Annotated in this window: 19 protein-coding genes and 1 riboswitch; of the genes, 5 read left to right on the top strand and 14 right to left on the bottom strand. The window is 57.5% G+C overall.

The features are described 5' to 3' along the window. Nucleotides 1-25: 25 nt before the first annotated feature. Nucleotides 26-2,377 (bottom strand): LPS assembly protein LptD, encoded by a 2,352-nt coding sequence (lptD, locus tag ADJ24_RS01020; RefSeq protein ID WP_023310365.1) that lies wholly within the window; start codon nucleotides 2,375-2,377, stop codon nucleotides 26-28. Between the two features lie 239 nt (nucleotides 2,378-2,616). Here lptD and djlA point away from each other — a divergent pair, with 239 nt between their 5' ends. Next, complete coding sequence (djlA, locus tag ADJ24_RS01015; RefSeq protein WP_023310366.1) at nucleotides 2,617-3,432, top strand: co-chaperone DjlA; 816 nt, start codon at nucleotides 2,617-2,619, stop codon at nucleotides 3,430-3,432. Nucleotides 3,433-3,460: 28 nt separating this feature from the next. Here the strand turns inward: djlA and rluA are convergent, their stop codons facing one another. From rluA to araB, 6 genes are all read right to left on the bottom strand, one after another. Next, a complete protein-coding gene (gene rluA, locus ADJ24_RS01010; RefSeq protein ID WP_023310367.1) occupies nucleotides 3,461-4,120 on the bottom strand; it encodes a bifunctional tRNA pseudouridine(32) synthase/23S rRNA pseudouridine(746) synthase RluA in 660 nt (219 codons plus the stop codon). Nucleotides 4,121-4,132: 12 nt separating this feature from the next. Further along, nucleotides 4,133-7,039 (bottom strand): RNA polymerase-associated protein RapA, encoded by a 2,907-nt coding sequence (gene rapA / locus ADJ24_RS01005; RefSeq protein WP_023310368.1) that lies wholly within the window; start codon nucleotides 7,037-7,039, stop codon nucleotides 4,133-4,135. A gap of 128 nt (nucleotides 7,040-7,167) precedes the next feature. Continuing rightward, a complete protein-coding gene (polB, locus tag ADJ24_RS01000; RefSeq protein ID WP_023310369.1) occupies nucleotides 7,168-9,525 on the bottom strand; it encodes a DNA polymerase II in 2,358 nt (785 codons plus the stop codon). Between the two features lie 116 nt (nucleotides 9,526-9,641). Beyond that, entirely contained in the window at nucleotides 9,642-10,337 is a 696-nt protein-coding gene (gene araD / locus ADJ24_RS00995) for an L-ribulose-5-phosphate 4-epimerase (protein WP_023310370.1), read from the bottom strand. A 47-nt stretch (nucleotides 10,338-10,384) separates the two neighbouring features. Next, nucleotides 10,385-11,887, bottom strand: coding sequence for an L-arabinose isomerase (gene araA / locus ADJ24_RS00990; protein WP_023310371.1), 1,503 nt, complete (start codon nucleotides 11,885-11,887; stop codon nucleotides 10,385-10,387). 10 nt (nucleotides 11,888-11,897) lie between these two features. Then, a complete protein-coding gene (gene araB / locus ADJ24_RS00985; RefSeq protein ID WP_023310372.1) occupies nucleotides 11,898-13,607 on the bottom strand; it encodes a ribulokinase in 1,710 nt (569 codons plus the stop codon). Between the two features lie 337 nt (nucleotides 13,608-13,944). Between araB and araC the strand changes: the two genes are divergently transcribed. Both araC and ADJ24_RS00975 read left to right on the top strand, forming a co-directional pair. After that, nucleotides 13,945-14,790, top strand: a complete 846-nt coding sequence (gene araC / locus ADJ24_RS00980; protein WP_023310373.1) for an arabinose operon transcriptional regulator AraC — start codon at nucleotides 13,945-13,947, stop codon at nucleotides 14,788-14,790. 128 nt (nucleotides 14,791-14,918) lie between these two features. Further along, nucleotides 14,919-15,686, top strand: a complete 768-nt coding sequence (locus tag ADJ24_RS00975; RefSeq protein ID WP_023310374.1) for a DedA family protein — start codon at nucleotides 14,919-14,921, stop codon at nucleotides 15,684-15,686. Nucleotides 15,687-15,718: 32 nt separating this feature from the next. Here ADJ24_RS00975 and thiQ read toward each other — a convergent pair whose 3' ends face one another. The 4 genes from thiQ to sgrR all read right to left on the bottom strand — a co-directional run bounded on the left by thiQ (nucleotide 15,719) and on the right by sgrR (nucleotide 20,797). Further along, nucleotides 15,719-16,420, bottom strand: coding sequence for a thiamine ABC transporter ATP-binding protein ThiQ (thiQ, locus tag ADJ24_RS00970; protein ID WP_023310375.1), 702 nt, complete (start codon nucleotides 16,418-16,420; stop codon nucleotides 15,719-15,721). Further along, nucleotides 16,404-18,014 (bottom strand): thiamine/thiamine pyrophosphate ABC transporter permease ThiP, encoded by a 1,611-nt coding sequence (gene thiP / locus ADJ24_RS00965; protein ID WP_023310376.1) that lies wholly within the window; start codon nucleotides 18,012-18,014, stop codon nucleotides 16,404-16,406. The genes thiQ and thiP overlap by 17 nt, the downstream gene beginning before the upstream one ends. Continuing rightward, nucleotides 17,990-18,973: a thiamine ABC transporter substrate binding subunit gene (thiB, locus tag ADJ24_RS00960; RefSeq protein WP_023310377.1), complete on the bottom strand. Its 984-nt coding sequence runs from the start codon at nucleotides 18,971-18,973 to the stop codon at nucleotides 17,990-17,992. The genes thiP and thiB overlap by 25 nt, the downstream gene beginning before the upstream one ends. A gap of 31 nt (nucleotides 18,974-19,004) precedes the next feature. Beyond that, nucleotides 19,005-19,105: riboswitch (TPP riboswitch) on the bottom strand. A 36-nt stretch (nucleotides 19,106-19,141) separates the two neighbouring features. Next, nucleotides 19,142-20,797, bottom strand: coding sequence for an HTH-type transcriptional regulator SgrR (gene sgrR, locus ADJ24_RS00955; protein ID WP_023310378.1), 1,656 nt, complete (start codon nucleotides 20,795-20,797; stop codon nucleotides 19,142-19,144). Between the two features lie 88 nt (nucleotides 20,798-20,885). On the opposite strand from sgrR, the gene sgrT reads away from it, so the two are divergent. Next, nucleotides 20,886-21,038 carry a glucose uptake inhibitor SgrT gene (sgrT, locus tag ADJ24_RS23350; RefSeq protein WP_023310379.1) on the top strand — a complete coding sequence of 51 codons (153 nt, stop codon included), beginning with the start codon at nucleotides 20,886-20,888 and terminating at the stop codon, nucleotides 21,036-21,038. A gap of 119 nt (nucleotides 21,039-21,157) precedes the next feature. Further along, on the top strand, nucleotides 21,158-22,336 hold the full coding sequence (locus tag ADJ24_RS00950) for a sugar efflux transporter (protein WP_023310380.1): 1,179 nt from the start codon (nucleotides 21,158-21,160) through the stop codon (nucleotides 22,334-22,336). Between the two features lie 48 nt (nucleotides 22,337-22,384). Here ADJ24_RS00950 and ADJ24_RS00945 read toward each other — a convergent pair whose 3' ends face one another. From ADJ24_RS00945 to leuD, 3 genes are all read right to left on the bottom strand, one after another. Continuing rightward, nucleotides 22,385-22,966: a cytochrome b/b6 domain-containing protein gene (locus ADJ24_RS00945; RefSeq protein ID WP_023310381.1), complete on the bottom strand. Its 582-nt coding sequence runs from the start codon at nucleotides 22,964-22,966 to the stop codon at nucleotides 22,385-22,387. 106 nt (nucleotides 22,967-23,072) lie between these two features. Then, nucleotides 23,073-23,963 (bottom strand): cation diffusion facilitator family transporter, encoded by an 891-nt coding sequence (locus tag ADJ24_RS00940; RefSeq protein WP_023310382.1) that lies wholly within the window; start codon nucleotides 23,961-23,963, stop codon nucleotides 23,073-23,075. Nucleotides 23,964-24,125: 162 nt separating this feature from the next. Beyond that, the gene (leuD, locus tag ADJ24_RS00935) at nucleotides 24,126-24,731 is read right to left on the bottom strand and encodes a 3-isopropylmalate dehydratase small subunit (RefSeq protein WP_023310383.1); all 606 of its coding nucleotides are present in this window, start codon (nucleotides 24,729-24,731) and stop codon (nucleotides 24,126-24,128) included. Nucleotides 24,732-24,736: the final 5 nt, after the last annotated feature.

The following is a 24,736-nucleotide window of genomic DNA, read 5'->3' as shown; positions in this document are numbered from 1 at the left end:
CGGATTACGTTGCAAATCAAGCACATTACAAGGCGCTACTGTACGGCAGAATATTCGAGCGCAGCATTTTCTGCGTACCCAGACCGTAGTTGGAACTCAGGCCGCGTAACTCGAAGTTAAAGCCAATCACGTTATCGTATTTGCTCTGATTGTTTTCACTGTTCCAGCCGTTAAGCTTGCGTTCGTAGCCGACACGCAGCGCGTAACAGCAGGAGTTATATTGCAGACCCACCATCTGGTCAGCAGGTTTATTGGCGTTAGTGTCAAAGTAGTAAGCGCCTACGATTGACCAGCGGTCGGCGATTGGCCAGCTCGCTGCGCCGCCCACCTGCGAAATACCGTCTTTATAGGGTTCTGAGCCAGCATAAGATGGCAATGTTGCCTGAATATATTCCGGGCTGGCGTAACGATACGTCAACTGCACCATACGGTCTTCATCGCGACGGTACTCGATAGCAGCACTACTTGTGGCAATATTATCGAGGCGAGTGTCATATTGCACACCACCGCGTAGACCCCAACGATCGGTCATACGCCAGTAAGTATCCCCCGCCCAGACCAGCGATCCCGTTTTGTTATCTTTCTCCCAGTTAATGTTGTCATCACCGGTGCGTGACTCGGTGAAATAGTAGATTTGACCAACAGAAACGTTAAAACGTTCAACGGCAGCATCATCATAAACACGTGTTGTGACGCCGGTCGTTAACTGGTTCGCTGACGCGATGCGGTCAAGACCGCCGTAAGTACGGTCACGGAACAGGCCGCTGTAGTCAGACTGCAGTAAAGAGGAGTCGTAGTTCTGGATTTTGCTCTGGTCGCGGTATGGCACGTATAAATACTGCATACGCGGTTCAAGCGTTTGGGTATAACCATCCGCCAGCAGAGCCATATCACGTTCGAAGATCAGCTTCCCGTCCATTTTGAACTGCGGAAGCGTTCGGTTGACCGACTCCTCAAGGTTGGCATTTCTACTGGCATTGTAATTATCGATATTTTTTTGCTGATAGTGAGTCGCCATCAGCTTGGCTTCGGTATTCAGGCTCGCCCAGTCGTTAGACCACGGCAGATTGATCGTCGGCTCAAGGTGAACACGCGTAGCTTCAGGCATATCCGAATCGGTATTAACGAAATGTACCGCCTGAGCGTAAACCCGTGTGTCGAATGGACCCACGTCATTCTGATACCAGTTAACGTCCAGCTGTGGCTCTGCCCCATATGTAGGCGTGGACTGGTCAGAAAATACCTGGAATTGCTTGGTCGAGACGGTTGCGTCAAAGTTCTGTACCGCATAGCCTACGCTGAATTTCTGCGTGGCATAGCCATCGGTACTTGAGCCGTATTTGGACGAGAAGTCATTAAAATAAGACGAATCGCTAACTTTGGTGTAGTCAACATTAAAGCGCCATACCTGATCCATTACCCCGGCATGCTGCCAGTAGAATAACCAGCGGTGCTTGTCGCCTTCGGTCGGATGCTCGTCCTGGAAGACTTTATCGGACGGCAGATAATCCAGCTCCATCAGACCCGCACCGGCGTGGGTCAGATAGCGGAACTCGTTCTCCCACATGATGTTGCCGCGCTTGTGGATATAGTGCGGCGTGATCGTCGCATCCATGTTTGGCGCGATGTTCCAGTAATACGGCAGGTAGAACTCAAAGTAGTTCGACGTGCTGTACTTGGCATTCGGGATCAGGAAACCGGAGCGACGTTTGTCACCGACGGGAAGCTGCAGATAAGGGCTGTAGAATATGGGTACTGGACCCAGCTTAAAGCGGGCGTTCCAGATCTCTGCGACCTGTTCTTCGCGGTCATGGATAACCTCGCTCCCAACCACGCTCCAGGTATTTGAACCCGGCAGACATGATGTGAACGTACCGTTTTCCAGGATCGTATAGCGGTTTTCACCGCGCTGTTTCATCAGGTCAGCGTCGCCGCGCCCCTGGCGACCCACCATCTGGTAATCACCTTTCCAGACGTTAGTATCTTTAGTATTCAGGTTTGACCAGGCTTTCGGACCTTTCAGGATGACCTGATTGTCGTCATAGTGCACATTACCCAGCGCATCCACCGTTCGTACCGGCTCGGCCGCACCTTCCGGCTGCTTCTGGTGCAGCTGCACTTCGTCTGCCTGCAGGCGGCTATTGCCCTGGTTAATATCTACATTGCCCGTAAACGTGGCATTGTCAGGGTAAGTCCCTTTCGAACTGTCGGCAGTAATGGTTACCGGCAAGCTATTTGTATCGCCACTCACCAGTGGGCGATTATAACTTGGGACGCCAAGCATACACTGCGAGGCGAGATCGGCCGCCAGCCCCTGTTGACTGTACAGGGCGGAGCCAATCATTGTGGCCAGGAGGGTGGGGATACGTTTTTTCATACGTTGTATTTTATTGTTCCGTCATCAGTGGCTACGGCTTACAAACGCTCAGAGACTATCTTACTCATCTGCGCAGTACCAGCGTTAATCCTGCCCGTTTGCGTGCCAGAGTGTTAGGCTCGCTATCGAATGACGAGTATGATAAAGCAAATTATAGGCGATGTCCTTCAATTGACCGTGACTTGAACACAGTGATGATGACGTTGCGTCGGCCAGGAATATGACTATCCGGGGAGTATATGCAGTATTGGGGTAAAATAATCGGCGTTGCGTTCGCCATCATCATGGGTGCCGGGTTCTGGGGGATTGTGCTTGGGCTTATTATCGGCCATATGTTTGATAAGGCGCGCAGCCGCAAAATGGCCTGGTTTGCCAATCAGCGCGAGCGTCAGTCACTCTTTTTCTCCACCACCTTTGAGGTCATGGGGCACTTAACCAAATCCAAAGGGCGTGTCACAGAAGCCGATATTCAGATTGCCAGCGTTTTTATGGATCGCATGAACCTGCACGGCGACTCCCGTCTGGCAGCGCAAAATGCGTTTCGCATCGGTAAGTCGGATAATTATCCGCTTCGCGAAAAAATGCGTCAGTTCCGCAGCATCTGCTTTGGACGTTTTGATTTAATTCGGATGTTTCTGGAAATTCAAATCCAGGCGGCCTTCGCAGACGGCTCACTTCACCCTAACGAACGTGACGTGCTGTACGTCATTGCGGAAGAGCTGGGCATCTCCCGTATGCAGTTCGACCAGTTCCTGCGCATGATGCAGGGCGGGGCTCAGTTTGGCGGTGGCTATCATCAACAGTCGTCCGGCGGTGCCTGGCAGCAGGCGCAGCGTGGTCCGACGCTGGAAGACGCCTGTAACGTGCTTGGCGTTAAGCCCTCTGACGATCAGACCACGATTAAACGTGCCTATCGCAAGCTCATGAGTGAACACCATCCGGACAAACTGGTCGCGAAAGGCTTACCGCCAGAAATGATGGAGATGGCGAAGCAAAAAGCGCAGGAAATCCAGAAGGCGTACGAGCTCATAAAAGAGAAGAAAGGTTTCAAATAAAAAAAGCCCGACGATGTCGGGCTTTTTTTTAGAAGTCCACCGGGGCTTTAAACGTCATAGCGTTACCGAAGGCCGGATGGGTGATGGTGAGCGTCTGCGCATGGAGCTGCAGACGTGGCGCTAAGGCCAGCGCTTCAGGCGGCGCGTAGAAGCGGTCGCCCAGAATCGGATGACCCAGGGCGAGCATATGCACGCGCAACTGGTGTGAACGTCCGGTAATCGGCTTAAGCAGGACGCGCGCGGTATTATCCGGCGCGTACTCCAGCACTTCGTACTCGGTCTGCGCGGCCTTGCCGGTTTCGTAACACACCTTCTGCTTAGGCCGGTTCGGCCAGTCGCAGATCAGCGGTAAATCCACCAGGCCTTCCGCCTGCGCGGGGTGGCCCCAGACGCGGGCGACATACTGCTTTTTCGGCTCACGCTCGCGGAACTGGCGCTTTAACTCGCGTTCCGCCGCTTTGTTCAGCGCTACCACAATCACGCCGCTGGTGGCCATATCCAGGCGATGGACAGACTCCGCCTGCGGAAAATCGCGCTGAATGCGCGTCATCACGCTGTCTTTGTGCTCGTCCAGACGCCCCGGCACGGACAACAGGCCGCTGGGCTTGTTGACCACCATAATGTGTTCATCCTGATACAGAATGACCAGCCAGGGATCCTGCGGCGGATTGTAAGGCTCCATCACCATCTTGCGCTCCGTTTACTGATGCGTCACAACGATAAGACGCAGGGCATCCAGACGCCAGCCAGCCTGATTCAGGCTTTCCAGCACCTGCTGACGGTTGCTTTCAATCGCCGCCAGCTCGTCGTCGCGGATGTTCGGGTTGACGGCTTTTAACGCCTCCAGACGGGACAGCTCCGCAGACAGTTTCTCGTCGGCTTCACTGCGCGCGGCGTCAATCAGCGCTCTGGCCGCTTTTTCAATCTGGGTTTCGCCCAGTTGCAGAATCGCGTGCACATCCTGCTGTACCGCGTTCACCAGCTTGCTGCCCGTATGGCGGTTTACCGCGCTCAGCTGTCGGTTGAAACTCTCGAATTCAACCTGTCCTGCCAGGTTAGTGCCGTTTTTGTCCAGCAGCAGGCGGACGGGCGTTGGCGGCAGGAAGCGGGTGAGCTGCAGCTGTTTCGGCGCCTGCGCTTCCACAACGTAAATCAGCTCCAGCAGCAGCGTTCCCACCGGCAGCGCCTTGTTTTTTAACAGGGAGATAGTGCTGCTGCCGGTATCGCCGGAGAGAATCAGGTCCAGCCCATTGCGGATCAGCGGGTGTTCCCAGGTGATGAACTGGGCATCTTCACGGGACAGCGCCACGTCACGCTCAAAGGTGATGGTGCAGCCATCTTCCGGCAGGCCCGGGAAATCCGGAACCAGCATGTGATCGGACGGGGTCAGGACAATCAGGTTCTCACCACGATCGTCCTGGTTGATGCCGACGATGTCGAACAGGTTCATGGAGAAGCTGATGAGACTGGTGTCATCATCCTGCTCTTCAATGCTCTCGGCAAGCGCCTGCGCTTTTTCACCGCCGTTAGAGTGGATCTCCAGCAGGCGGTCGCGACCCTGCTCCAGCTGCGCTTTCAGCGCATCGTGCTTCTCACGGCAGGACTTGATCAGCTCATCAAACCCTTCCGCGTTTTCCGGCGCGGCCAGGTAGCCGATCAGATCGCCATGCACTTGATCATAAATGGTGCGGCCCGTCGGGCAGGTATGTTCAAACGCGTCCAGACCTTCGTGGAACCAGCGTACCAGCACGGACTGCGCGGTTTTTTCCAGGTAAGGAACGTGGATCTGAATATCATGCGCCTGACCGATACGATCCAGACGGCCGATACGCTGCTCCAGCAGATCCGGGTTAAACGGCAGATCGAACATCACCAGGTTGCTGGCGAACTGGAAGTTACGGCCTTCAGAGCCGATTTCCGAGCACAGCAGAACCTGTGCGCCGCTGTCCTCTTCCCCGAACCACGCCGCGGCGCGGTCGCGCTCGACGATGGACATGCCTTCGTGGAACACGGCGGCGCGAATGCCTTCACGCTCGCGCAGAACCTGCTCCAGCTGCAGCGCGGTGGCCGCTTTGGCGCAGATCACCAGCACTTTCCGGGAGCGGTGCGCGGTCAGGTAGCCCATCAGCCACTCCACGCGCGGGTCGAAGTTCCACCAGGTGCCGGTATCGCCTTCGAACTCCTGGTAGATTTGTTCCGGATAAAGCATGTCGCGGGCGCGCTCTTCCTGGGTTTTGCGCGCCCCCATAATGCCGGAGACTTTAATCGCCGTCTGATACTGCGTCGGCAGCGGCAGTTTAATCGTATGCAGCTCGCGTTTCGGGAAGCCTTTAACGCCGTTACGGGTGTTACGGAACAGCACGCGGCTGGTGCCGTGGCGGTCCATCAGCATGTCGATCAGCTCTTTACGCGCGGATTCCGCGTTGTCGCTGTCGCTGTTCGCAGCCTGCAAAAGCGGCTCGATATCCTGCTCGCCAATCAGATCGCTCAGGGTGTTGAGCTCGTCATCAGAAAGACGCTTGCCCGCCAGCAGCATGGCGACGGCATCCGCGACCGGACGGTAGTTATTCTGTTCTTCCACGAACTGCGCAAAGTCGTGGAAACGGTTTGGATCGAGCAGGCGCAAGCGGGCGAAGTGGCTTTCCAGACCCAGCTGCTCCGGCGTTGCGGTCAGCAGCAGAACGCCAGGCACGCGCTCGGCAAGCTGCTCGATAGCCATGTATTCGCGGCTCGGCGCGTCTTCGCTCCAGACCAGATGGTGCGCCTCGTCAACAACCATAATGTCCCACTCGGCATCGCACAGGTGCTCAAGACGCTGCTTGCTGCGGCGCACGAAGTCCAGGGAGCAAATGACCAGCTGTTCGGTTTCAAACGGGTTGTCGGCGTCGTGCTGCGCTTCGGCATAGCGTTCATCGTCGAACAGGGAGAAACGCAGGTTAAAGCGGCGCAGCATTTCAACCAGCCACTGGTGCTGCAGAGTTTCTGGCACCACGATCAGCACGCGTTCTGCAGCGCCGGAAAGCAGCTGTTGATGCAGGATCATGCCCGCTTCGATGGTTTTACCCAGGCCCACTTCATCTGCCAGCAGCACGCGCGGCGCGTGGCGACGGCCCACGTCGTGGGCGATGTTCAGCTGGTGGGGGATCAGGCTGGTGCGCTGGCCGCGCAGGCCGCTCCACGGCATGCGGTACTGTTCACTCTGGAACTTACGCGCGCGATAGCGCAGGGAGAAGCGATCCATACGGTCGATTTGCCCGGCAAACAGGCGGTCCTGCGGCTTACTGAACACCAGTTTGCTGTCGAGCAGCACTTCACGCAGGACGACATTGGCTTCATCCGTATCAAGACGAGTACCAATGTAGGCGAGCAGTCCATTCTCTTCTTTTACGTCTTCAATCTTGAGCTGCCAGCCGTCATGGCTGGTCACGGTGTCACCCGGATTAAACATCACGCGGGTTACAGGGGAGTCATTGCGAGCGTACAGACGGTTTTCACCGGTGGCAGGGAAGAGGAGGGTAACCATACGCGTATCGATTGCTACGACGGTTCCTAATCCAAGTTCGCTTTCTGTATCGCTGATCCAGCGTTGACCAAGTGTAAAAGGCATAGTTGTTCGGCTCTAATCTTTAATTGCAGGCAATAGTTCGACTACCGTCAAAAAAGACGGTCATCGAAAAATGGGTCCGGGAATGGAAAGGGCGCTATGGTACTGGATGGCAGCCATTTCGTCACGCGTCAAAATAGGCCAAGTTGCCCTGTCACTAGTGTAGCAAAATCATCGTCGATGAAGGGCAAAATTCCGTCGGCAACCGGCTGAAGCTGACGCGTCAGATAGTGTTCGTAATCCAGAGGAGAATGCTGATAATCCACGGGTTCCGGGCCGCTAGTGGTCCAGACGTATTTAATGGTTCCCCGGTTTTGATATTGCGGCGCGCGGCCACGGCGGACGTTTTCTTCATCCGCCAGACGCGCGGCGCGTACGTGCGGAGGAACGTTGCGCTGGTACTCCGCCAGCGGGCGGCGCAGGCGCTTGCGGTATACCAGCTGCGCGTCAAGTTCGCCCGCCATCAGGCTGGCTATCGTCTCGCGCACGTAGTCCTGATACGGCTCATTGCGAAACACCCGGAGATAGAGCGTCTGCTGGAACTGCTGCGCCAGCGGCGTCCAGTCGGTACGTACCGTCTCCAGCCCTTTAAAAACCATCCGCTGCGCGTCGCCTTCCTGAATCAGCCCGGCGTAGCGCTTCTTGCTGCCCTGATCGGTGCCGCGAATGGTGGGCATTAAAAAGCGGGCGAAATGGGTTTCAAATTCCAGCTCCAGCGCGCTGGTTAACCGCTCTTTCTGCAAATGTTCCTGCCACCAGTCGTTCACGAAGGCGACCAGCGCTTTGCCGATTTGCGCGGCGTCGTCTTCAGAGTGCGCGCCCTTAAGCCACACAAAGGTGGAGTCCGTGTCGCCGTAGATGACGTCATAGCCCCGGGACTCAATCAGCGCTTTGGTCTGGCGCATGATCTCGTGCCCGCGCATGGTGATCGAGGAGGCCAGACGCGGATCAAAGAAGCGGCAGGCGCTGGTGCCCAGCACGCCGTAAAAAGCATTCATAATGATTTTTAGCGCCTGAGAAAGGGGCTTGTTGCCGTGGCGCTTGGCCTCATCGCGGCCGTGCCAGATGTTTCCCACGATTTCAGGCAGGCAGTGTTTTTCCCGCGAGAAGCGTGCGCCGAGGAAGCCTTCGGTGCTGTGCTCATCATCAGGCTGGGCCAGGCCTTCCACCAGCCCGACGGGGTCGATCAGGAAGGTGCGGATAATCGACGGGTAGAGGCTTTTGTAATCCAGCACCAGAACGGAGTCATACAATCCTGGCCGGGAGTCCATCACATACCCGCCGGGACTTGCCTGCGGCGGCACGTCCCCGAGGTTGGGGGCGACGTATCCTGCCCGATGCATCCGCGGAAAATAGAGGTGGCTAAAGGCCGCTACGGAGCCGCCGTGTCTGTCGACGGCCAGGCCGTTTACCGTCGCGCGCTCCAGCAGGAACGGCATAATCTCGGTTTTGTGGAAGATCTGCGTGACCAGCTCGCAGTCTTTCAGGTTATAGGTGGCGAGCGCGGGTTTGTCTTCATTAAAGCGCCGGTCGATCTCGTCCATTCTGTCCCAGGGGTTGTCGATGGATTTACCCTCGCCAAGCAGCTCCTGCGCGACGGCTTCCAGGGAGAATGAAGAGAAGTTCCAGAAGGCGGATTTTAGCGCCTCGATGCCGTCGATAATCAGGCGACCGTTAGCCTGCGCGAAGAAAACGCCGTTCTTAAAACCGTGTTCGCGCCATTCCAGCTCGCTGTTTCCGCGCCCCAGCATCAGCGGGATGCGGTAGCGCTCGGCGTGTTTTTGCAGCACGCGCAGGTCAAACTGCACCACGTTCCAGCCGATCAGGACGTCGGGGTCGTTGTCTGCAAACCACTGGTTAAGCTTCTCCAGCAGCTGCGGGCGGCTGTTGACGTACTCAAGCCGGAAATCCAGCGTGGACGCATCGCCATTCGGCGGCCCGAGCATATAGACAACCCGATCGCCGCAGCCTTCCAGACCGATGCAGTACAGTTCGCCGTGGCGGGTGGTTTCAATATCCAGTGAGACCCACTTCAGCGGCGGGCGGTAGTGCGGATTGGGCTTCAGGCGCGCGTTAACGAGGCTGCCGCTATGATCGGTGCCGTCGACCCAGACGGGGGCGGTAATAAACCGCTCCATCAGAAAGCGTTCCGGTGGGCGAATATCCGCCTCGTAGAGCGTCACGCCCGCCTCGCGGAGCAGCTTTTCATAGCGCATCAGCTGACGATGGGCGCGACAGTAGAGGCCGTAAACCGGCTGACGGTGGAAATCTTTCAGCTCAAGCGGAGTGATGCGCCAGCCGTTTTCGCCGCGCAGCAGCTGCTTCACCTTCTCGACGTGGGCTTCAGGAATAAAGGCAACGGATTCCTGCGGCGGCAGCGTAACGTGTAGCGGACCGTTGTCGGTTGCCAGCCAGAACGCGACCTCGGTGCCCTGAGGGGTATCCCGCCAGTGTCGGGTCAGTAAAAAACCTTCTTGCGCCTGCGCCACGCCGTTATCCCAGAAAACAAAACCAGGCCTGATTATAGCCTGGTTAAGGTTGTTTTGCTGGGGTTTTATACAGTGTCTGTTTTGCCAGATAGCGCTGCGCTTGTCCAGCCTGCAAGCTACTGCCCGTAATAGGCCTTAGCGCCGTGCTTGCGCAGGTAATGCTTATCCAGCAGGGTTTGCTGCATATCCGGCAGCTGCGGCGCCAGCTGGCGACAGAAGATCCCCATATAGGCGACCTCTTCGAGCACGATGGCGTTATGCACCGCGTCTTCTGCGTTTTTACCCCAGGCAAACGGGCCGTGGGAGTGCACCAGCACGCCGGGCATCTGCGCCGCGTCGATACCCTGTTTTTCGAAGGTTTCAACAATCACGTTACCCGTTTCCCACTCGTACTCACCGCCGATCTCCGCATCGGTCATCAGACGCGTGCAGGGAATGGTGCCGTAAAAGTAGTCCGCGTGGGTGGTGCCGGTCGCCGGGATGGACTGGCCCGCCTGCGCCCAGATGGTGGCGTGGCGCGAATGGGTATGCACGATGCCGCCGATGCTCGGGAATGAGCGGTACAGCAGGCGGTGAGTCGGCGTATCGGAGGACGGTTTTTTCTTACCTTCGACCACTTCGCCGGTCTCGAGGCTGACAACGACCATATCGTCTGCGGTCATCACCGTGTAATCCACGCCGGAAGGCTTAATCACCAACACGCCTTTTTCCCGGTCAACGGCGCTGACGTTGCCCCATGTCAGGGTGACCAGATTATGTTTCGGCAGCGCCAGGTTGGCTTCGAGCACCTGACGTTTGAGATCGTCTAACATTGTTGTCTCCCTGCCCGGTGAGCGTAGCGTCACCGGGCATTCCGTACTTAGCGTTTTGAACCGTAATAGACTTCGTTCCAGCGCAGCGCGTCCTTGAAGGCGGGCAGGCGGGTATCGTTATCAATCACGGTCAGCTCGATATCGTGCAGCTCGGCGAACTGACGCATGTCGTTCAGATCAAGGGCGTGGCTGAACACCGTGTGGTGCGCGCCGCCGGCCAGGATCCATGCCTCAGAGGCGGTTGGCAGATCAGGCTGCGCTTTCCACAGGGCGTTGGCGACCGGCAGTTTCGGCAGAGAGTGCGGCGTTTCAACCGCATCGACGCAGTTCACCAGCAGGCGGAAGCGATCGCCCAGGTCGATCAGGCTGGCGTTGATGGCCGGGCCCGTACGGGTGTTGAAGATCAGGCGCGCCGGATCGGCTTTACCGCCGATGCCGAGGTACTGCACGTCGAGGATCGGTTTCTCTTCCACGGCGATCGTCGGGCACACTTCCAGCATGTGCGAGCCGAGCACCAGGTCGTTGCCGTTTTCGAAGTGATAGGTGTAGTCCTCCATAAAGGAGGTGCCGCCCTGCAGACCGGTCGACATCACCTTCATGATGCGAAGCAGAGCGGCAGTTTTCCAGTCGCCTTCGCCCGCAAAGCCGTAGCCCTGCTGCATCAGACGTTGTACCGCCAGGCCCGGCAGCTGTTTCAGGCCGTGGAGGTCTTCAAAGGTAGTGGTAAAGGCGTGGAAGCCGCCCTGTTCCAGGAAGCGCTTCATGCCCAGCTCGATGCGCGCCGCGTCCAGCACGTTCTGACGCTTGTCGCCGTTGATTTGTGCCGCAGGCGTCAGGCGGTAGCTGCTTTCGTACTCGTCCACCAGCGCGCTCACGTCGCCGTCGCTGATTTCATTCACCACCTGCACCAGGTCGCCCACGGCCCAGGTATTTACGGAGAAGCCGAACTTGATCTGCGCGGCCACTTTGTCGCCGTCGGTGACCGCCACTTCACGCATGTTGTCGCCGAAACGCACCACTTTCAGATGGCGGGTATCCTGTTTGGATACTGCCTGGCGCATCCAGGAGCCGATACGCTGTTGCGCTTTGCCATCCTGCCAGTGGCCGGTGACCACCGCGTGCTGCTGGCGCATACGCGCGCCGATGAAGCCGAACTCGCGGCCGCCGTGCGCGGTCTGGTTCAGGTTCATAAAGTCCATGTCGATGCTGTCCCACGGCAGGGAGGCGTTGAACTGAGTATGGAACTGCAGCAGCGGCTTGTTGAGGATAGACAGGCCGTTAATCCACATTTTAGCGGGTGAGAAGGTGTGCAGCCACACCACCAGACCGGCGCATTTATCGTCGTAGTTGGCGTCGCGGCAGATGTGGGTAATTTCATCCGGCGTGGTGCCCAGCGGTTTCAGCACCAGTTTGCACGGCAGTTTAGCTTCCGCATTCAGCGCGTTAACGACGTGCTCCGCGTGTTTCGTCACCTGCTGCAGCGCTTCCGGTCCGTACAGATGCTGGCTGCCAATCACAAACCACACTTCATAGTTATTAAAAATGGTCATCATCGTGTCCTTAATGGGTCAGGGTTGCCGTAGTGTCCGCGGTGCTTTTGGCCGGGGCGGCGACAGGGAGATAGTGAAGTTCGGCGCTTTTTGCCCATTGCTGGTAGCGCTGATAAAGCTGTTCAAAGCGCTGTGCCTGTTGGGTGCGCGGCTGGAGCGTGTTTTCTACGGCGCTCGCCATATGCTGCTGTGCGGTCGGGATGTCGGCATGGACGCCCGCGGCCACGGCGGCAAAAATCGCCGCGCCCAGCGCGCAGCACTGATCGGAGGCCACAATCTGCAGCGGACGGTTCAGCACGTCGCAGCAGGCCTGCATGATCACCGGGTTTTTACGGGCGATGCCGCCCAGCGCCATCACGTTGTTCACGTCGATGCCCTGCCCGGTGAAGCACTCCATAATGGCGCGGGCACCGAAGGCCGTTGCGGCAATCAGACCGCCGAACAGCGCGGGCGCGTCGGTCGCCAGGTTGAGATCCGCGATCACCCCTTTCAGGCGCTGGTTGGCAAACGGCGTGCGGCGGCCGTTAAACCAGTCCAGCACCACCGGGAGGTGATCGAGAGACGGATTTTTGGCCCAGGCGTCGGTAAGCTGCGGCAGAAGCTGCTTTTTGCTGTCGGCTATCTGGGTTTTCAGTTCAGGATGCGCCGCCGCCAGCCGATCCAGCGGCCAGCCCAGCACGCGGCCAAACCAGGCGTAGATATCGCCAAACGCGGACTGACCGGCTTCCAGACCGATAAAGTCCGGCACCACGCTGCCGTCAACCTGGCCGCAGATGCCTTTCACCGCGCGGTCGCCGACGGTGGCTTTATCCGCCGTCAGTATGTCGCAGGTGGAGGTGCCGATAACTTTCACCAGGGTGTTGGGCTGTGCGCCCGCACCCACGGCGCCCATATGGCAGTCAAAGGCGCCGCCGGAGATCGCCACGTTCTGCGGCAGGCCGAGGCGCGTCGCCCACTCTTCGCAGAGGGTGCCGACCGGAATATCAGCGGTGAAGGTGTCGGTAAACAGCGGGTACGTCAGGCTCTTGTTGATGATCGGATCGAGCTCGTCGAAGAACGTAGCCGGAGGCAGACCGCCCCAGCTTTCGTGCCACAGGGATTTATGCCCGGCGCTGCAGCGGCCGCGGCGGATATCCTGCGGACGAGTGGTGCCGGAGAGCAGGGCAGGCACCCAGTCGCACAGCTCAACCCATGACGCCGCAGCCTGCGCAACGGCTGCGTCGGCACGGGTGACGTGAAGGATCTTGGCCCAGAACCATTCGCTGGAATAAATCCCGCCGATGTAGCGCGAGTAGTCTGTCTTGCCCGGCTGATGGCACAGGCGCGTAATGGCTTCAGCCTCTTCTACGGCGGTGTGGTCTTTCCACAGCACGAACATGGCGTTCGGGTTGTCGGCAAACTCCGGGCGCAGCGCCAGCACGCGGCCTTCGGCATCCACAGGGGCCGGCGTGGAGCCGGTGCTGTCGACGCCGATTCCGACAATCTCAGCCCGCTGGGCGTCGGTCAGTTCCGCCAGAACGGTTTTGATCGCCGCTTCCATCGACTCGATATAGTCACGCGGGTGGTGACGGAACTGGTTGTTAGGCGCATCGCAGTAGCGCCCCTCTTGCCAGCGCGGGTACCACTCAACGCTGGTTGCTATCTCCTGGCCGGACGTACAGTCCACTGCCAGCGCGCGAACCGAATCGCTGCCAAAATCGAGGCCAATCGCAATTGCCATGGTGTTGCTCCATCGAAAAAACAGGTATGGAAGAACATTAGAGACTGGGGAAAAAAGTCGTCAGGCAGGATCCGCTAATCTTATGGACTAAATTGCTGTTACAACGGAAAGTGTGACGCCGTGCAAATATTCAATGTGGACATTTCTGCCGCACTTATAGACACTTTTGTTACTGGTTATCTGCCTGCTCTGGCGGAGAAATCAGGGGAAAAGGCTGAAACATGGCGGACGTAAAAGCGGCGTGATGCTTTTTGGATCTTTTCGCGGGCCATTTTAAAGCTGCTTTTAGTGATATGGACAATTGGTTTCCTTCAGGACCCTTGGGAGAACTGAATCTATGGCCGAAACGCAAAACGATCCCCTGCTGCCGGGATACTCGTTTAACGCGCACCTTGTGGCGGGACTGACCCCTATCGAGGCTGAGGGATACCTCGACTTTTACGTCGACCGACCGCTCGGCATGAAAGGGTATATCCTCAATCTGACCGTGCGAGGAGAAGGGATCATCAAGAACGGTGACCAGCAGTTTGTCTGCCGCCCCGGCGATATCCTGCTGTTCCCGCCGGGGGAGATCCACCACTATGGCCGTCATCCCGATGCCAAAGAGTGGTATCACCAGTGGGTCTATTTCCGTCCGCGCGCCTACTGGCAGGAGTGGCTTTCGTGGCCAGCTATTTTTGCGCACACCGGTTTTTATCGCCCGGATGAGGTTCATCTGGCGCAGTTTCGCGAGCTTTTTGCGCAGATTATCGAGGCGGGACAGGCCGGTGGTCGTTACGCTGAACTGCTGGCGATTAACCTGCTCGAACAGCTGCTGCTTCGCCGCATGGAGGCGATTAACGAGTCGCTTAACCCCCCGCTGGACAACCGCGTGCGCGACGCCTGCCAGTACATCAGCGATCACCTGGCCGATAGCCAGTTTGATATCGCCAGCGTTGCTCAGCACGTCTGCCTGTCGCCGTCGCGGCTGTCGCACCTGTTCCGCCAGCAGCTTGGCGTCAGCGTACTAAGCTGGCGCGAGGATCAGCGCATCAGCCAGGCGAAGCTGCTGCTCAGCACCACCCGGATGCCGATTGCCACCGTGGGGCGTAACGTGGGCTTTGAGGATCAGCTCTATTTCTCCCGGGTATTTAAAAAATGCACCGGTGCCAGCCCGAGCGAATTCCGCGCGGGATGTGAATAAACGGTAAAAAAAGATAAACAAACAGGTGAATGCAGAAAGCAACCTGTAAACTATTCAGACAATTGTTGCCTTGACGCGGTGCGGGGCGCTAAGCAGAATCGCTGATTCGTTTTCTGACCGGAATAGTTATGCAGGCATTGCTGGAACACTTTATTACCCAGTCCGTTATGTACTCGCTCATCGCCGTGGCGCTGGTGGCGTTTCTGGAATCGCTGGCGCTGGTTGGGCTGATCCTGCCCGGCACCGTGATGATGGCAGGGCTTGGGGCGCTGATTGGCAGCGGCGAGGTTAATTTCTGGCAGGCGTGGCTGGCCGGGATAATCGGCTGCCTGCTCGGTGACTGGATCTCCTTCTGGCTGGGCTGGCGCTTTAAGAAGCCGCTGCACCGCTGGTCGTTCATGAAAAAGAACAAAGCCCTGCTGGATAAAACCGAGCATGCGCTGCATCAGCACAGCATGTTTACCATCCTCGTCGGCCGCTTTGTCGGGCCAACGCGTCCGCTGGTGCCGATGGTGGCGGGGATGCTGGATCTGCCCGTCGCAAAATTCGTGGTGCCGAACATTATCGGCTGCGTCTTCTGGCCGCCGTTCTACTTCCTGCCGGGGATCCTCGCGGGCGCTGCCATCGATATTCCTGACGGCATGCAAAGCGGTGAGTTTAAGTGGCTGCTGCTGGGCACGGCTGTGCTGCTGTGGCTGGCGGCATGGCTCTGCTGGCGGCTGTGGCGCAGCGCGAAAGCCAGCGTCGATCGTCTGACGCGCTATCTCCCGCGCACTCGTCTTTTGTGGCTGGCCCCGCTGACGCTGGGTGTGGCCGTGGTAGCCCTGGTCGCGCTGATTCGCCACCCGCTGATGCCGGTGTACGGTGAGATTTTATTGAAAGTGGTGAGCCGTTAAGGACTTTTTCCCTCTCCCTGTGGGAGAGGGCATCAGACGGCACGAATGCCCAACAGTGAAGACGCCCCCGCTTTACCGCTCAGCAGTTCTTCTGTTTTTCCATCCCACAAAATACGCCCTTCGGCAATCACTACCGATCGCGGGGCGATGCGGGCAGCATCCTCAATACTGTGTGAAACCATCAGCATCGTCAGCTGCTGGCGCTGACAAACGTCCTGCACCAGGGCGAGCATCTCCTGGCGCAGCGCGGGATCGAGCGCCGAGAACGGCTCATCCAGCAGCAGGATCGGCTGCTCGCGGACCAGACATCGCGCCAGCGCCACGCGCTGACGCTGGCCGCCGGAAAGCTCGCCCGGGAGCCTGTCGATGAACTCGTTGATCCCCATCTGGGCGGCAATGATCTCCAGCTTCTGACGCTGGGCATCGTTCAGCCTGAGTCCCGGATGCATTCCCAGCGCGATGTTTTGCCGCACCGTCAGGTGGGTAAACAGGTTGTTTTCCTGAAACAGCATTGAGACCGGACGTTTTGCGGGCGGCGTGTGGGTATGATCTTGATTGTTAATGGCGATCGCACCGCTTGCCGGCTGCAGAAAACCCGCAATCAGATTAAGCAGCGTGCTTTTTCCCGCGCCGCTTGGGCCAAGTACGGCGATCATCTCCCCCTGGCGCACGGAGAGCGTGAAGCGCATCGGCAGATGCTGATAAAGCCAGGTTACATCAGTCAGTTTTAACATCACGCCCCGGAAGTTTCTCGATAACGGTAAATAAGGCAAAGCACAGCAGCAGCAGTAACAGCGCGGTGACCGCGCCGTCCTGGCTGCGGTAAGAGCCGATTTGCTGATAGAGCCAGTATGGCAGCGTGCGGAAATCGTCATTGCCGAACAGCGCCACGACGCCAAAGTCTCCAATAGAGAGCACGCAGGCAAACGCCAGCGCCTGCGCCAGCGGACGTTTCAGTGCGCGCAGTTCGACCACCTTCAGCCGCTGCCAGCCCTGCATGCCCAGCGACTGGCACAGCAAACCGTAGCGGCTGTTGACGTCGCGCATCGGGTTTTCCAGCACCTTAAGCGCGTAGGGGATGGCCATTAAGGCGTTGGTAAAAATCACAATGCCATCGGCGCTTTCCGGCAGGCCGATGGTGCTGTTAAACAGTAAAAAGAAGCCCGTCGCCAGCACGATGCCCGGCATCGCCAGAATCAGCATGCCCGTCAGCTCCAGCACCTGCCCGGCCTTACGGGCCTGACGCGCGTAGAGTTCGCGGCTGCTCCACAGCAGCATCATGGTCAGCATGACGCACAGTAACCCTGCCGCCAGCGCGATACGCAGCGAGGTCCAGGTCGCCTGCCAGAGGACGGGCTGTTGCAGGACGGAGATGAGATTGAGGTTCAGTCCGTCAACGATAACGGCCATCAGCGGCGGCAGCAGAAGCAGAAGCGCCAGCGCGATCAGGATAAAATCGGTAACGCGGCTGTGCAGGCTGTCCTGCGGATCGCGCCAGCCGGTTATTTGATTACTGCCCGCGGGAATGGCTTTACTCAGCCGCTGGCTCAACAGGACCAGCACAAGGCAGCACGCCATCTGCACCATCGCCAGCAGCGCGGCGCGACCGGGATCGTAGTCGTAACTCAGCGCCTGGTAAATCGCCAGCTCAATAGTGGTGGCCTGCGGCCCGCCGCCGAGCGACAGCACGGTGGCAAAGCTGGCAAAGCAGAGCATAAAGATTAACGCCGCGACGGGCGGGATCTGGCGGCGCAGCCACGGCCATTCGACAAAGCGGAAGAATGACCAGCCGCGCATGCCGAGCTGAGCCGCAATCTGGCGCTGTTCACCGGGAATATTTTCCAGCGCCTGCAAAAAGAGGCGCGTCGCCATCGGCATATTGAAAAACACGTGCGCCAGCAGAATGCCCTGCAGTCCGTAAGGCGAGAATGACCATTCCAGACCAAGCTGGCCGAACAGCGAAGCCAGCCAGCCCTGGCGACCGTAAACGCTGAGGATCCCAAATACCGCCACCAGCACGGGCAGGATCAGCGTCATGGCACAAAGGCGAAGCAGCGCCTCTCTGCCTGGGAAACGCCGACGATACAGCGCGCGCGCCAGGAAAATAGCCGGGATCGCCGACAGCAGGGCAGAGAGAGACGCCTGCCAGAAGGAGAACCGGATAACGTGCCAGAGGTAGCTGTCGTGCCAGAGGGCGAGCAGGTCGCTCTCTGGCGCGTTGAACCACAGTGCAAGAAAAGCCCCCAGGCTGACCACCACCATCACTGTGGCGGCGAGCAGCCCGGGAAGTAACCAGCCGGGAATCAACGGCTGACGGCGCGTTGCCATTCACTTACCCATGCTGCACGCTGCGCGGCGACCTGCTGCGGCGTAAACTCCAGCGAGGTGTTTGGTTTGGTCAACTGCTCGAAACCTGCGGGCAGGGTAACGTTCGTGACCGGATACATCCAGTTGCCTGCGGGAATCGCATTCTGGAACGCCGGTGAAACCATAAACTTCAGGAACTTCTCGGCCAGCTCCGGCTGTTTGCTGGCAGCGGTACGCGCGGCCACTTCCACCTGCAGATAGTGCCCTTCAGCAAAATCAGCGGCAGCATAGTTATCTTTCTTCTCGGCGATAATGTGGTAGGCCGGAGAGGTGGTGTAGCTCAGCACCAGGTCGCTTTCGCCTTTCAGGAACAGGCCATAGGCTTCGCTCCAGCCTTTGGTGACGGTGACGGTTTTAGCGGCCAGTTTCTGCCACGCCTCCGGCGCTTTATCCCCATAAACCTTTTGCATCCACAGCAGCAGGCCCAGTCCTGGCGTGCTGGTGCGCGGATCTTCATAAATCACGCGCCATTTCTGGTCACTTTCGACCAGCTCTTTCAGGCTCTTCGGCGGGTTTTTCAGCTTATTTTTGTCGTAAACAAAAGCAAAGTAGCCATAGTCGAACGGCACAAAGGTGTCGTTTTTCCAGCCGCCCGGCACGTTAACGGCCTCTGCCGCTACGCCGCTTTTGGCAAACAGTTTGGTTTGCGAGGCGGCTTCCAGCAGGTTGTTATCCAGACCGAGCACCACGTCGGCCTTGCTGTTTTTCCCTTCCATACGCAGACGGTTGAGCAGCGACACGCCATCTTCCAGCGCCACGAACTTCAGCTCGCAGTTACAGTCCGCTTCAAAGGCTTTTTTAACCACCGGGCCAGGGCCCCAGTCGGCAGAGAAGGAGTCATAGGTGTAGACCGTCAGGACGGGCTTCGCAAAAGCAGGCAGCGCAAACAGCGCCAGCAGGGGGAGAACTTTTTTTAACACTTTGCACCTCAAAGTTGAGTGGCAAAGGATTTTGAGAGACAGCCTCAAATCCCTTCGCCGGCGTTATCCGGATCAGGTTCGACGGGTATTATCTCAGCGCACATCTGTGATGCAGCACCCCGTTGAGAACGGCGCTATTGTAATGATTTGGTGAATATTACGAAAGCGTTATGGCTCCGGCGGCGCAAACCAGGCGGATTTAAAATCAAACCAGCCCAGGGTGTTCATCCGCAGGCCGCGCATGCTGCGCTGGCCCTGGATCATCAGCCAGTGGTGGATCAAGGGTACGATCGCCTGCTCGGCCAGCAGCTGCTGGCACCACGCTGCAAGATTCATTTCGCCCGCGCGCCACAGGGCGGCGTCCTGCTGCCAGTCACGGTCGATGCAGTGCTGGATCAGCGGGACTTCATACAAATGCGAGAAAAGGGAAAAATCGAGCGGCAGGGTAAAGTTGGCGCTGTTGAGCCAGATATCACTGGCGATCTCCCCCTGATGCCATTCGTCATAGTCCACTTCCCTGACCTCTAACCTGACCCCCTCGGCTGCCAGCAGCCGGGTCATGATTCTGGCGATAAAACGATGCTCCACGTGCTCGCGGTAGTAGGTCAGGGTGATGGACTCCAGCCCTGCGGGTTTGTCGCAGTGCACCGGGCGGGCGTGGTGCCAGCGCGGAAGCAGGCCGTACGCCGGGAACCAGTATGTCTGGTACTGCTCTTCCGCATGGTAAATCAGATTGGAAGGGGACAAAACGTGGCTGATCCACTTGCGGACGGCCTGGTTTGCCCCACGGTGGGTGCGGCGGTCAAACAGGAGATAGTAACACCCTTCCTCGAGGCGACTCTCCACGGCTTTTTCTCCCGTGGTGGGGCCTTCCAGCGTCAGCCCGCAGCTCAGGTCTTCATTGAGATCCGGCAATACCCAGACGTTCACTTCGTCGATCAGCGCCCGATAGCCAAAGTAGTCGTCGAACGCGCGGATTTTCAGCTGGTTGCTGTTATTGCGGGACACGGAGTAAGGCCCGGTGCCAATCGGCAGGCTGGCAAAGTTGTTCATTGATTCCCACTCGCCGGGCAAAATCATCGACGGCACATAGCCCAGCAGCCAGGGAAGCCACTTATCCTGCTGCGACAGCTCAATATCCAGCGTCCAGGCCGTGGGGGAGTGGACGCGGGAAATATGCGAGTAGAGTGGGAGCCTGCGGGCACGTTCCAGGGAGGCGATGACGTCGTACATTTCCAGCTCGCGGCCGTGGTGAAAGTGGATACCGGGGCGTAAAAAAAAGCGCCAGTGAAGCGGGGAAACCTGCTGCCAGTGGTGCGCGATATCCGCCTCCAGTTCCCCGTTTTCCTCATTTATCCGCGTCAGGCCGCTGAAGATTTGCCGGGCCATGTGGGTTTCAGAGCGGCGTAAGGCCGTGCCGGGCAACAGATTTTTCATCGGACGGTAGTAGAGCACCCGCAGAATGTGTCGGCCCTGACGAAAGCTGCGCCCGAGATGGGAAACCAGCATCTGGCGCACGGCGGCTTTGTCGCCCACCAACTGGACCAGCTGATCGATGCGATCCTGCTCGAGCAGATCTTCCGCGCGCTGCTGCTGCAGCGCCAGCCCGGTATAGAGGAAAGTCAGCCGCGAACGTTTGCCGCGTCCCGCCTCCGCTTCCCAGTTTAACCAGCCCTGCTGCTGCATGGTGTTGAGCAGCGTGCGCATATGGCGGCGGGAGCAGCTAAGCAGGTCAGCCAGCTCGTTGAGCGTGGTCTCCTGCGATTGCCCCTCGCAGCACTGCCAGAGGCGGATAAACTGTTGTTGCAGACGACCGGAAGGCATAAAAGGGGAACTCCTGACAAAAAACCAGCAATTTATTTTTCCCTATATTAGGCCAATAATTCTCCCCGATGAAGCGAGGAGGTAAATTATGAAGAGGTCTACCGCACGTCAGTTCTATCAGCAGTACTTTTCAGCGACAAAAGGAGCGTCCTGGCTGGCCCGCCGGTGTGCAGAGCAACGGCTGAAAACGTTAGAAGAATTGATGCAGTGGGACGTTACAGCCCCGACCTCTTCCCGCTAACTCGCCTCGATCATGTGTGACTGAGTATTGGTGCTTATCACCCGCCAGCAAAATGTTTTTGCTGGCTTTTTTCGTTTACTATTCACCCAATTTCGATTCGCTTTCACAAGGACTTGCGCATGCTGTGGTTGATGACGATGGGGCGACGCCTGAACGGCGTATATGCCGCTTTTATGCTGGTGGCCTTTATGATGGGCGTGGCGGGGGCGCTGCAGGCCCCGACGCTGAGCCTGTTTCTCAGCCGCGAGGTGGGGGCGCAGCCGTTTTGGGTCGGCCTGTTTTACACCGTTAACGCCATTGCCGGGATCCTGGTCAGCCTCGCGCTGGCGAAACGATCGGACAGCCAGGGCGATCGCCGCAGGCTGATCCTCTTTTGCTGCGCCATGGCCGTGGGCAACGCGCTGCTCTTTGCCTTCAACCGTCATTATCTGACGCTCATTACCTGCGGCGTGCTGCTGGCGTCGCTGGCGAATACCGCCATGCCGCAGCTGTTCGCGCTGGCCCGTGAATATGCGGATAACTCGGCGCGGGAAGTGGTGATGTTCAGCTCGGTGATGCGCGCCCAGCTTTCGCTGGCGTGGGTCATTGGTCCGCCGCTGGCCTTCATGCTGGCGTTGAACTACGGCTTTACCACCATGTTTTCCATCGCCGCCGGGATTTTTGTCATCAGCCTGGCGCTGATTGCCTTCGCGCTGCCGTCCGTGGCGCGCGTCGAACAGACGACGGATAAACCTGTCACCGAAGTGAGCGGCTGGCAGGACAAAAACGTCCGCATGCTGTTTATTGCCTCCACGCTGATGTGGACCTGCAACACCATGTACATCATCGATATGCCGCTGTGGATCAGCAGCGATCTGGGCCTGCCGGACAAGCTTGCGGGGATCTTAATGGGAACTGCCGCCGGGCTGGAAATCCCGGCAATGATTCTGGCGGGTTACTACGTTAAGCGCTTTGGAAAGCGCAGGATGATGATCGTCGCCGTGGCGGCCGGGGTGCTGTTCTACGCGGGGCTGATCCTTTTCCATTCGCGGGAAGCGTTGCTGGCGCTGCAGCTGTTTAACGCCGTGTTTATTGGGATTGTTGCCGGGATCGGCATGCTCTGGTTTCAGGATCTCATGCCCGGCCGTGCCGGCTCGGCGACCACGCTTTTTACCAACAGCATTTCAACCGGGGTGATTCTGGCGGGCGTGATTCAGGGGGCGCTGGCGCAAAGCTACGGCCATGCGTCAGTCTACTGGATGATTGCGGCGCTATCCGTCGTGACGCTCCTGCTGACCTGCCGCGTAAAAGACGTGTGATCGGATGAACGAAACGGAGCCCGGGAACGCCGGGCTCTGTGAACCGTTTTATTCTGAATACTGATATTTACGCTGCGCGCGTAGCGTCAGGTACATATGAACGAGGCCCATGAAGCCGTGTGCCCAGAAATATGTCTCAATAAAGACCGTCAGGAATTTATGCAAATCCAGGACGGATTCCGTGACGGACGAAACCGGCCCGAGCGTGGCGCTCAGCACGAACCAGGCCGCGCCGCAGAGTGCAACGCCCAGCAGCGCCAGCACGCCCAGACCTTGCACCGTTGCCGCCATACCGCCAGCATGCGCGTCAGGAAGCTGACGCTGCGCGAGGGTGCGAATATCGTCAACAATTCCGCGAAAATCCAGCGCCAGCCAGGCGAAGTAATACTTAAATCCGCGCTGGGTTAACATCCATGCCATCATGGCAATGCCACAAAAAATTAAACCAAATCCGGAGATAACATGGATCCAGGTGACAATTCCGTTCAGCCCGGATTCGTGGAGGGCTTCACTTTCGGTGAAATTAGAATTGATAATCTGGGCCAGGACCAGTACGGCCACAAGAATGTGCAGTATGCGAAGAAAAGGCGTTTCTTTATGGGGAAGCGTATCGCGTAATGTTGGTTTCATCGCATTTCACCTCAATAATGAGAGAGCTGATGCGATGCAGTGTGACGCAGATTAATTAACGAAACCTTAACGATCGGTTGCGTCACACTGTATTTATGCGTTTCGATTAGCGGGCAGGATCAATATGCGTCATCACGTTCAGCACATTGAATTTTTGCATCACGTTATTTCTGGCATTAACGGCAATCTGATGTCCTTCTTTTACGCTTAATTCGCCGTTTACTTCCAGATGAACATCGACAAGGGCTAAATCACCCATCTTGCGGGTTTTTAAATCATGGAGTCCGGTGACGCCCTCGGTTGCGAGAAGACACGTTTTGATGTCGTGCTCCAGTTCGGGCTCCAGCGAGCGGTCCATCAGGTCGTGCAGGGCATCGGCAGAGAATTTGTAACCCATATGGGCGATGAAAATCCCGACAATCAGGGCCGCAATGAGGTCCATCGCGTGAAAACCCACTAAATTCCCAGCAATGCCGATGGCGACAACCACTGACGACGCTGCGTCAGAACGGGCGTGCCAGGCATTGGCTATCAGCAGCGAGGACTGAATACGTTTTCCCGTGGCAAACATGTATCTGAACAGGCTTTCCTTTACCACCAGCGCCAGAATCGCCACCCACAACGCGGCCCCTTTCACCAGCTGATGCGTCTCGGGGTGAAGCAGTTTATTCCCTGCGGACCAGAGCATCCCGACCCCCACAAGCAGCAGAATAGCGCCAATAATGAGCTTTGCACCGTTTTCGAAACGCAGATGACCGTAATGATGATCGATATCAGAGGCTTTCTGACTCTTTTTATTCGCAACCAGAACGACAAAGTCGGAGGATAAATCGGAAAGAGAATGAATCCCATCAGCAATTAAACCCTGTGAGCCGGAAAATATTCCTGCAAGTATCTGAAAGGCAGTGAGTAAACTATTTATTATTACGCTTACTAATGTGCATTTATGTATTTCCCGAGAACGGATATGAGACTCATTGCCATTTTTCTTTTCCATGATTGTTTCCGCTGCCAGCTGATTGAGCGGTTATTCTGCGCAGGAAACATTAAATTGACATTAAATATAACGTCATTAGTGGCTGGGTTTGGGAAGTATTTACAGAAGGAGACGGGTATCAAGATAAAACGCGGCCTGCAGAATGGACTGCAGGCCGGAGGATTATTTCATAAATGCAGGTTGTTTGTTTTCGTAAGCGGCAATCGCCGCGTCGTGCTGGAGAGTTAAACCAATGCTGTCCAGACCGTTCAGCATGCAGTGACGGCGGAAGGCATCAATGCTGAAGCTGTAGGTCTTATCCCCGGCTTTCACCACTTCGGCTTCCAGATCCACTTCAAACGAAATGCCCGGATTCGCCTTAACCATCGCGAACAACTCATCGACCTGTTCATCGCTCAGCGTGACGGGCAGCAGCTGGTTGTTGAAGCTATTGCCGTAGAAGATATCCGCGAAGCTAGGGGCAATGACCACTTTAAAACCGTAGTCGGTGAGCGCCCACGGTGCGTGTTCACGGGATGAGCCGCAGCCAAAGTTTTCGCGTGCCAGCAAAATGGAGGCGCCTTTATATTCCGGGAAGTTCAGAACGAATTCCGGATTAGGCACTTCGCCCTTATCGTCCAGGAAACGCCAGTCGTTAAACAGATGTGCGCCGAAACCGGTACGCGTCACTTTCTGCAGAAACTGTTTTGGAATAATAGCGTCAGTATCGACGTTAGCGGCGTCCAGCGGGACAACACGGCCCGTATGTTGGGTAAATTTCTCTGCCATGATTG

This window comes from Enterobacter sp. 940_PEND (genome assembly GCF_001059415.1).
Classification (GTDB): domain Bacteria; phylum Pseudomonadota; class Gammaproteobacteria; order Enterobacterales; family Enterobacteriaceae; genus Enterobacter; species Enterobacter cloacae_M.
This window is presented reverse-complemented; position numbering and strand designations above follow the sequence as displayed.

Excerpts from the sequence above, each read along its gene's own strand:
- lptD (WP_023310365.1), bottom strand. The coding sequence starts at position 2,377 with ATGAAAAAACGTATCCCCACCCTCCTGGCCACAATGATTGGCTCCGCC.
- djlA (WP_023310366.1), top strand. The coding sequence starts at position 2,617 with ATGCAGTATTGGGGTAAAATAATCGGCGTTGCGTTCGCCATCATCATG.
- rluA (WP_023310367.1), bottom strand. The coding sequence starts at position 4,120 with ATGGTGATGGAGCCTTACAATCCGCCGCAGGATCCCTGGCTGGTCATT.
- rapA (WP_023310368.1), bottom strand. The coding sequence starts at position 7,039 with ATGCCTTTTACACTTGGTCAACGCTGGATCAGCGATACAGAAAGCGAA.
- araD (WP_023310370.1), bottom strand. The coding sequence starts at position 10,337 with ATGTTAGACGATCTCAAACGTCAGGTGCTCGAAGCCAACCTGGCGCTG.
- araA (WP_023310371.1), bottom strand. The coding sequence starts at position 11,887 with ATGACCATTTTTAATAACTATGAAGTGTGGTTTGTGATTGGCAGCCAG.
- araB (WP_023310372.1), bottom strand. The coding sequence starts at position 13,607 with ATGGCAATTGCGATTGGCCTCGATTTTGGCAGCGATTCGGTTCGCGCG.
- araC (WP_023310373.1), top strand. The coding sequence starts at position 13,945 with ATGGCCGAAACGCAAAACGATCCCCTGCTGCCGGGATACTCGTTTAAC.
- ADJ24_RS00975 (WP_023310374.1), top strand. The coding sequence starts at position 14,919 with ATGCAGGCATTGCTGGAACACTTTATTACCCAGTCCGTTATGTACTCG.
- thiQ (WP_023310375.1), bottom strand. The coding sequence starts at position 16,420 with ATGTTAAAACTGACTGATGTAACCTGGCTTTATCAGCATCTGCCGATG.
- thiP (WP_023310376.1), bottom strand. The coding sequence starts at position 18,014 with ATGGCAACGCGCCGTCAGCCGTTGATTCCCGGCTGGTTACTTCCCGGG.
- sgrR (WP_023310378.1), bottom strand. The coding sequence starts at position 20,797 with ATGCCTTCCGGTCGTCTGCAACAACAGTTTATCCGCCTCTGGCAGTGC.
- sgrT (WP_023310379.1), top strand. The coding sequence starts at position 20,886 with ATGAAGAGGTCTACCGCACGTCAGTTCTATCAGCAGTACTTTTCAGCG.
- ADJ24_RS00950 (WP_023310380.1), top strand. The coding sequence starts at position 21,158 with ATGCTGTGGTTGATGACGATGGGGCGACGCCTGAACGGCGTATATGCC.
- ADJ24_RS00945 (WP_023310381.1), bottom strand. The coding sequence starts at position 22,966 with ATGAAACCAACATTACGCGATACGCTTCCCCATAAAGAAACGCCTTTT.
- ADJ24_RS00940 (WP_023310382.1), bottom strand. The coding sequence starts at position 23,963 with ATGGAAAAGAAAAATGGCAATGAGTCTCATATCCGTTCTCGGGAAATA.
- leuD (WP_023310383.1), bottom strand. The coding sequence starts at position 24,731 with ATGGCAGAGAAATTTACCCAACATACGGGCCGTGTTGTCCCGCTGGAC.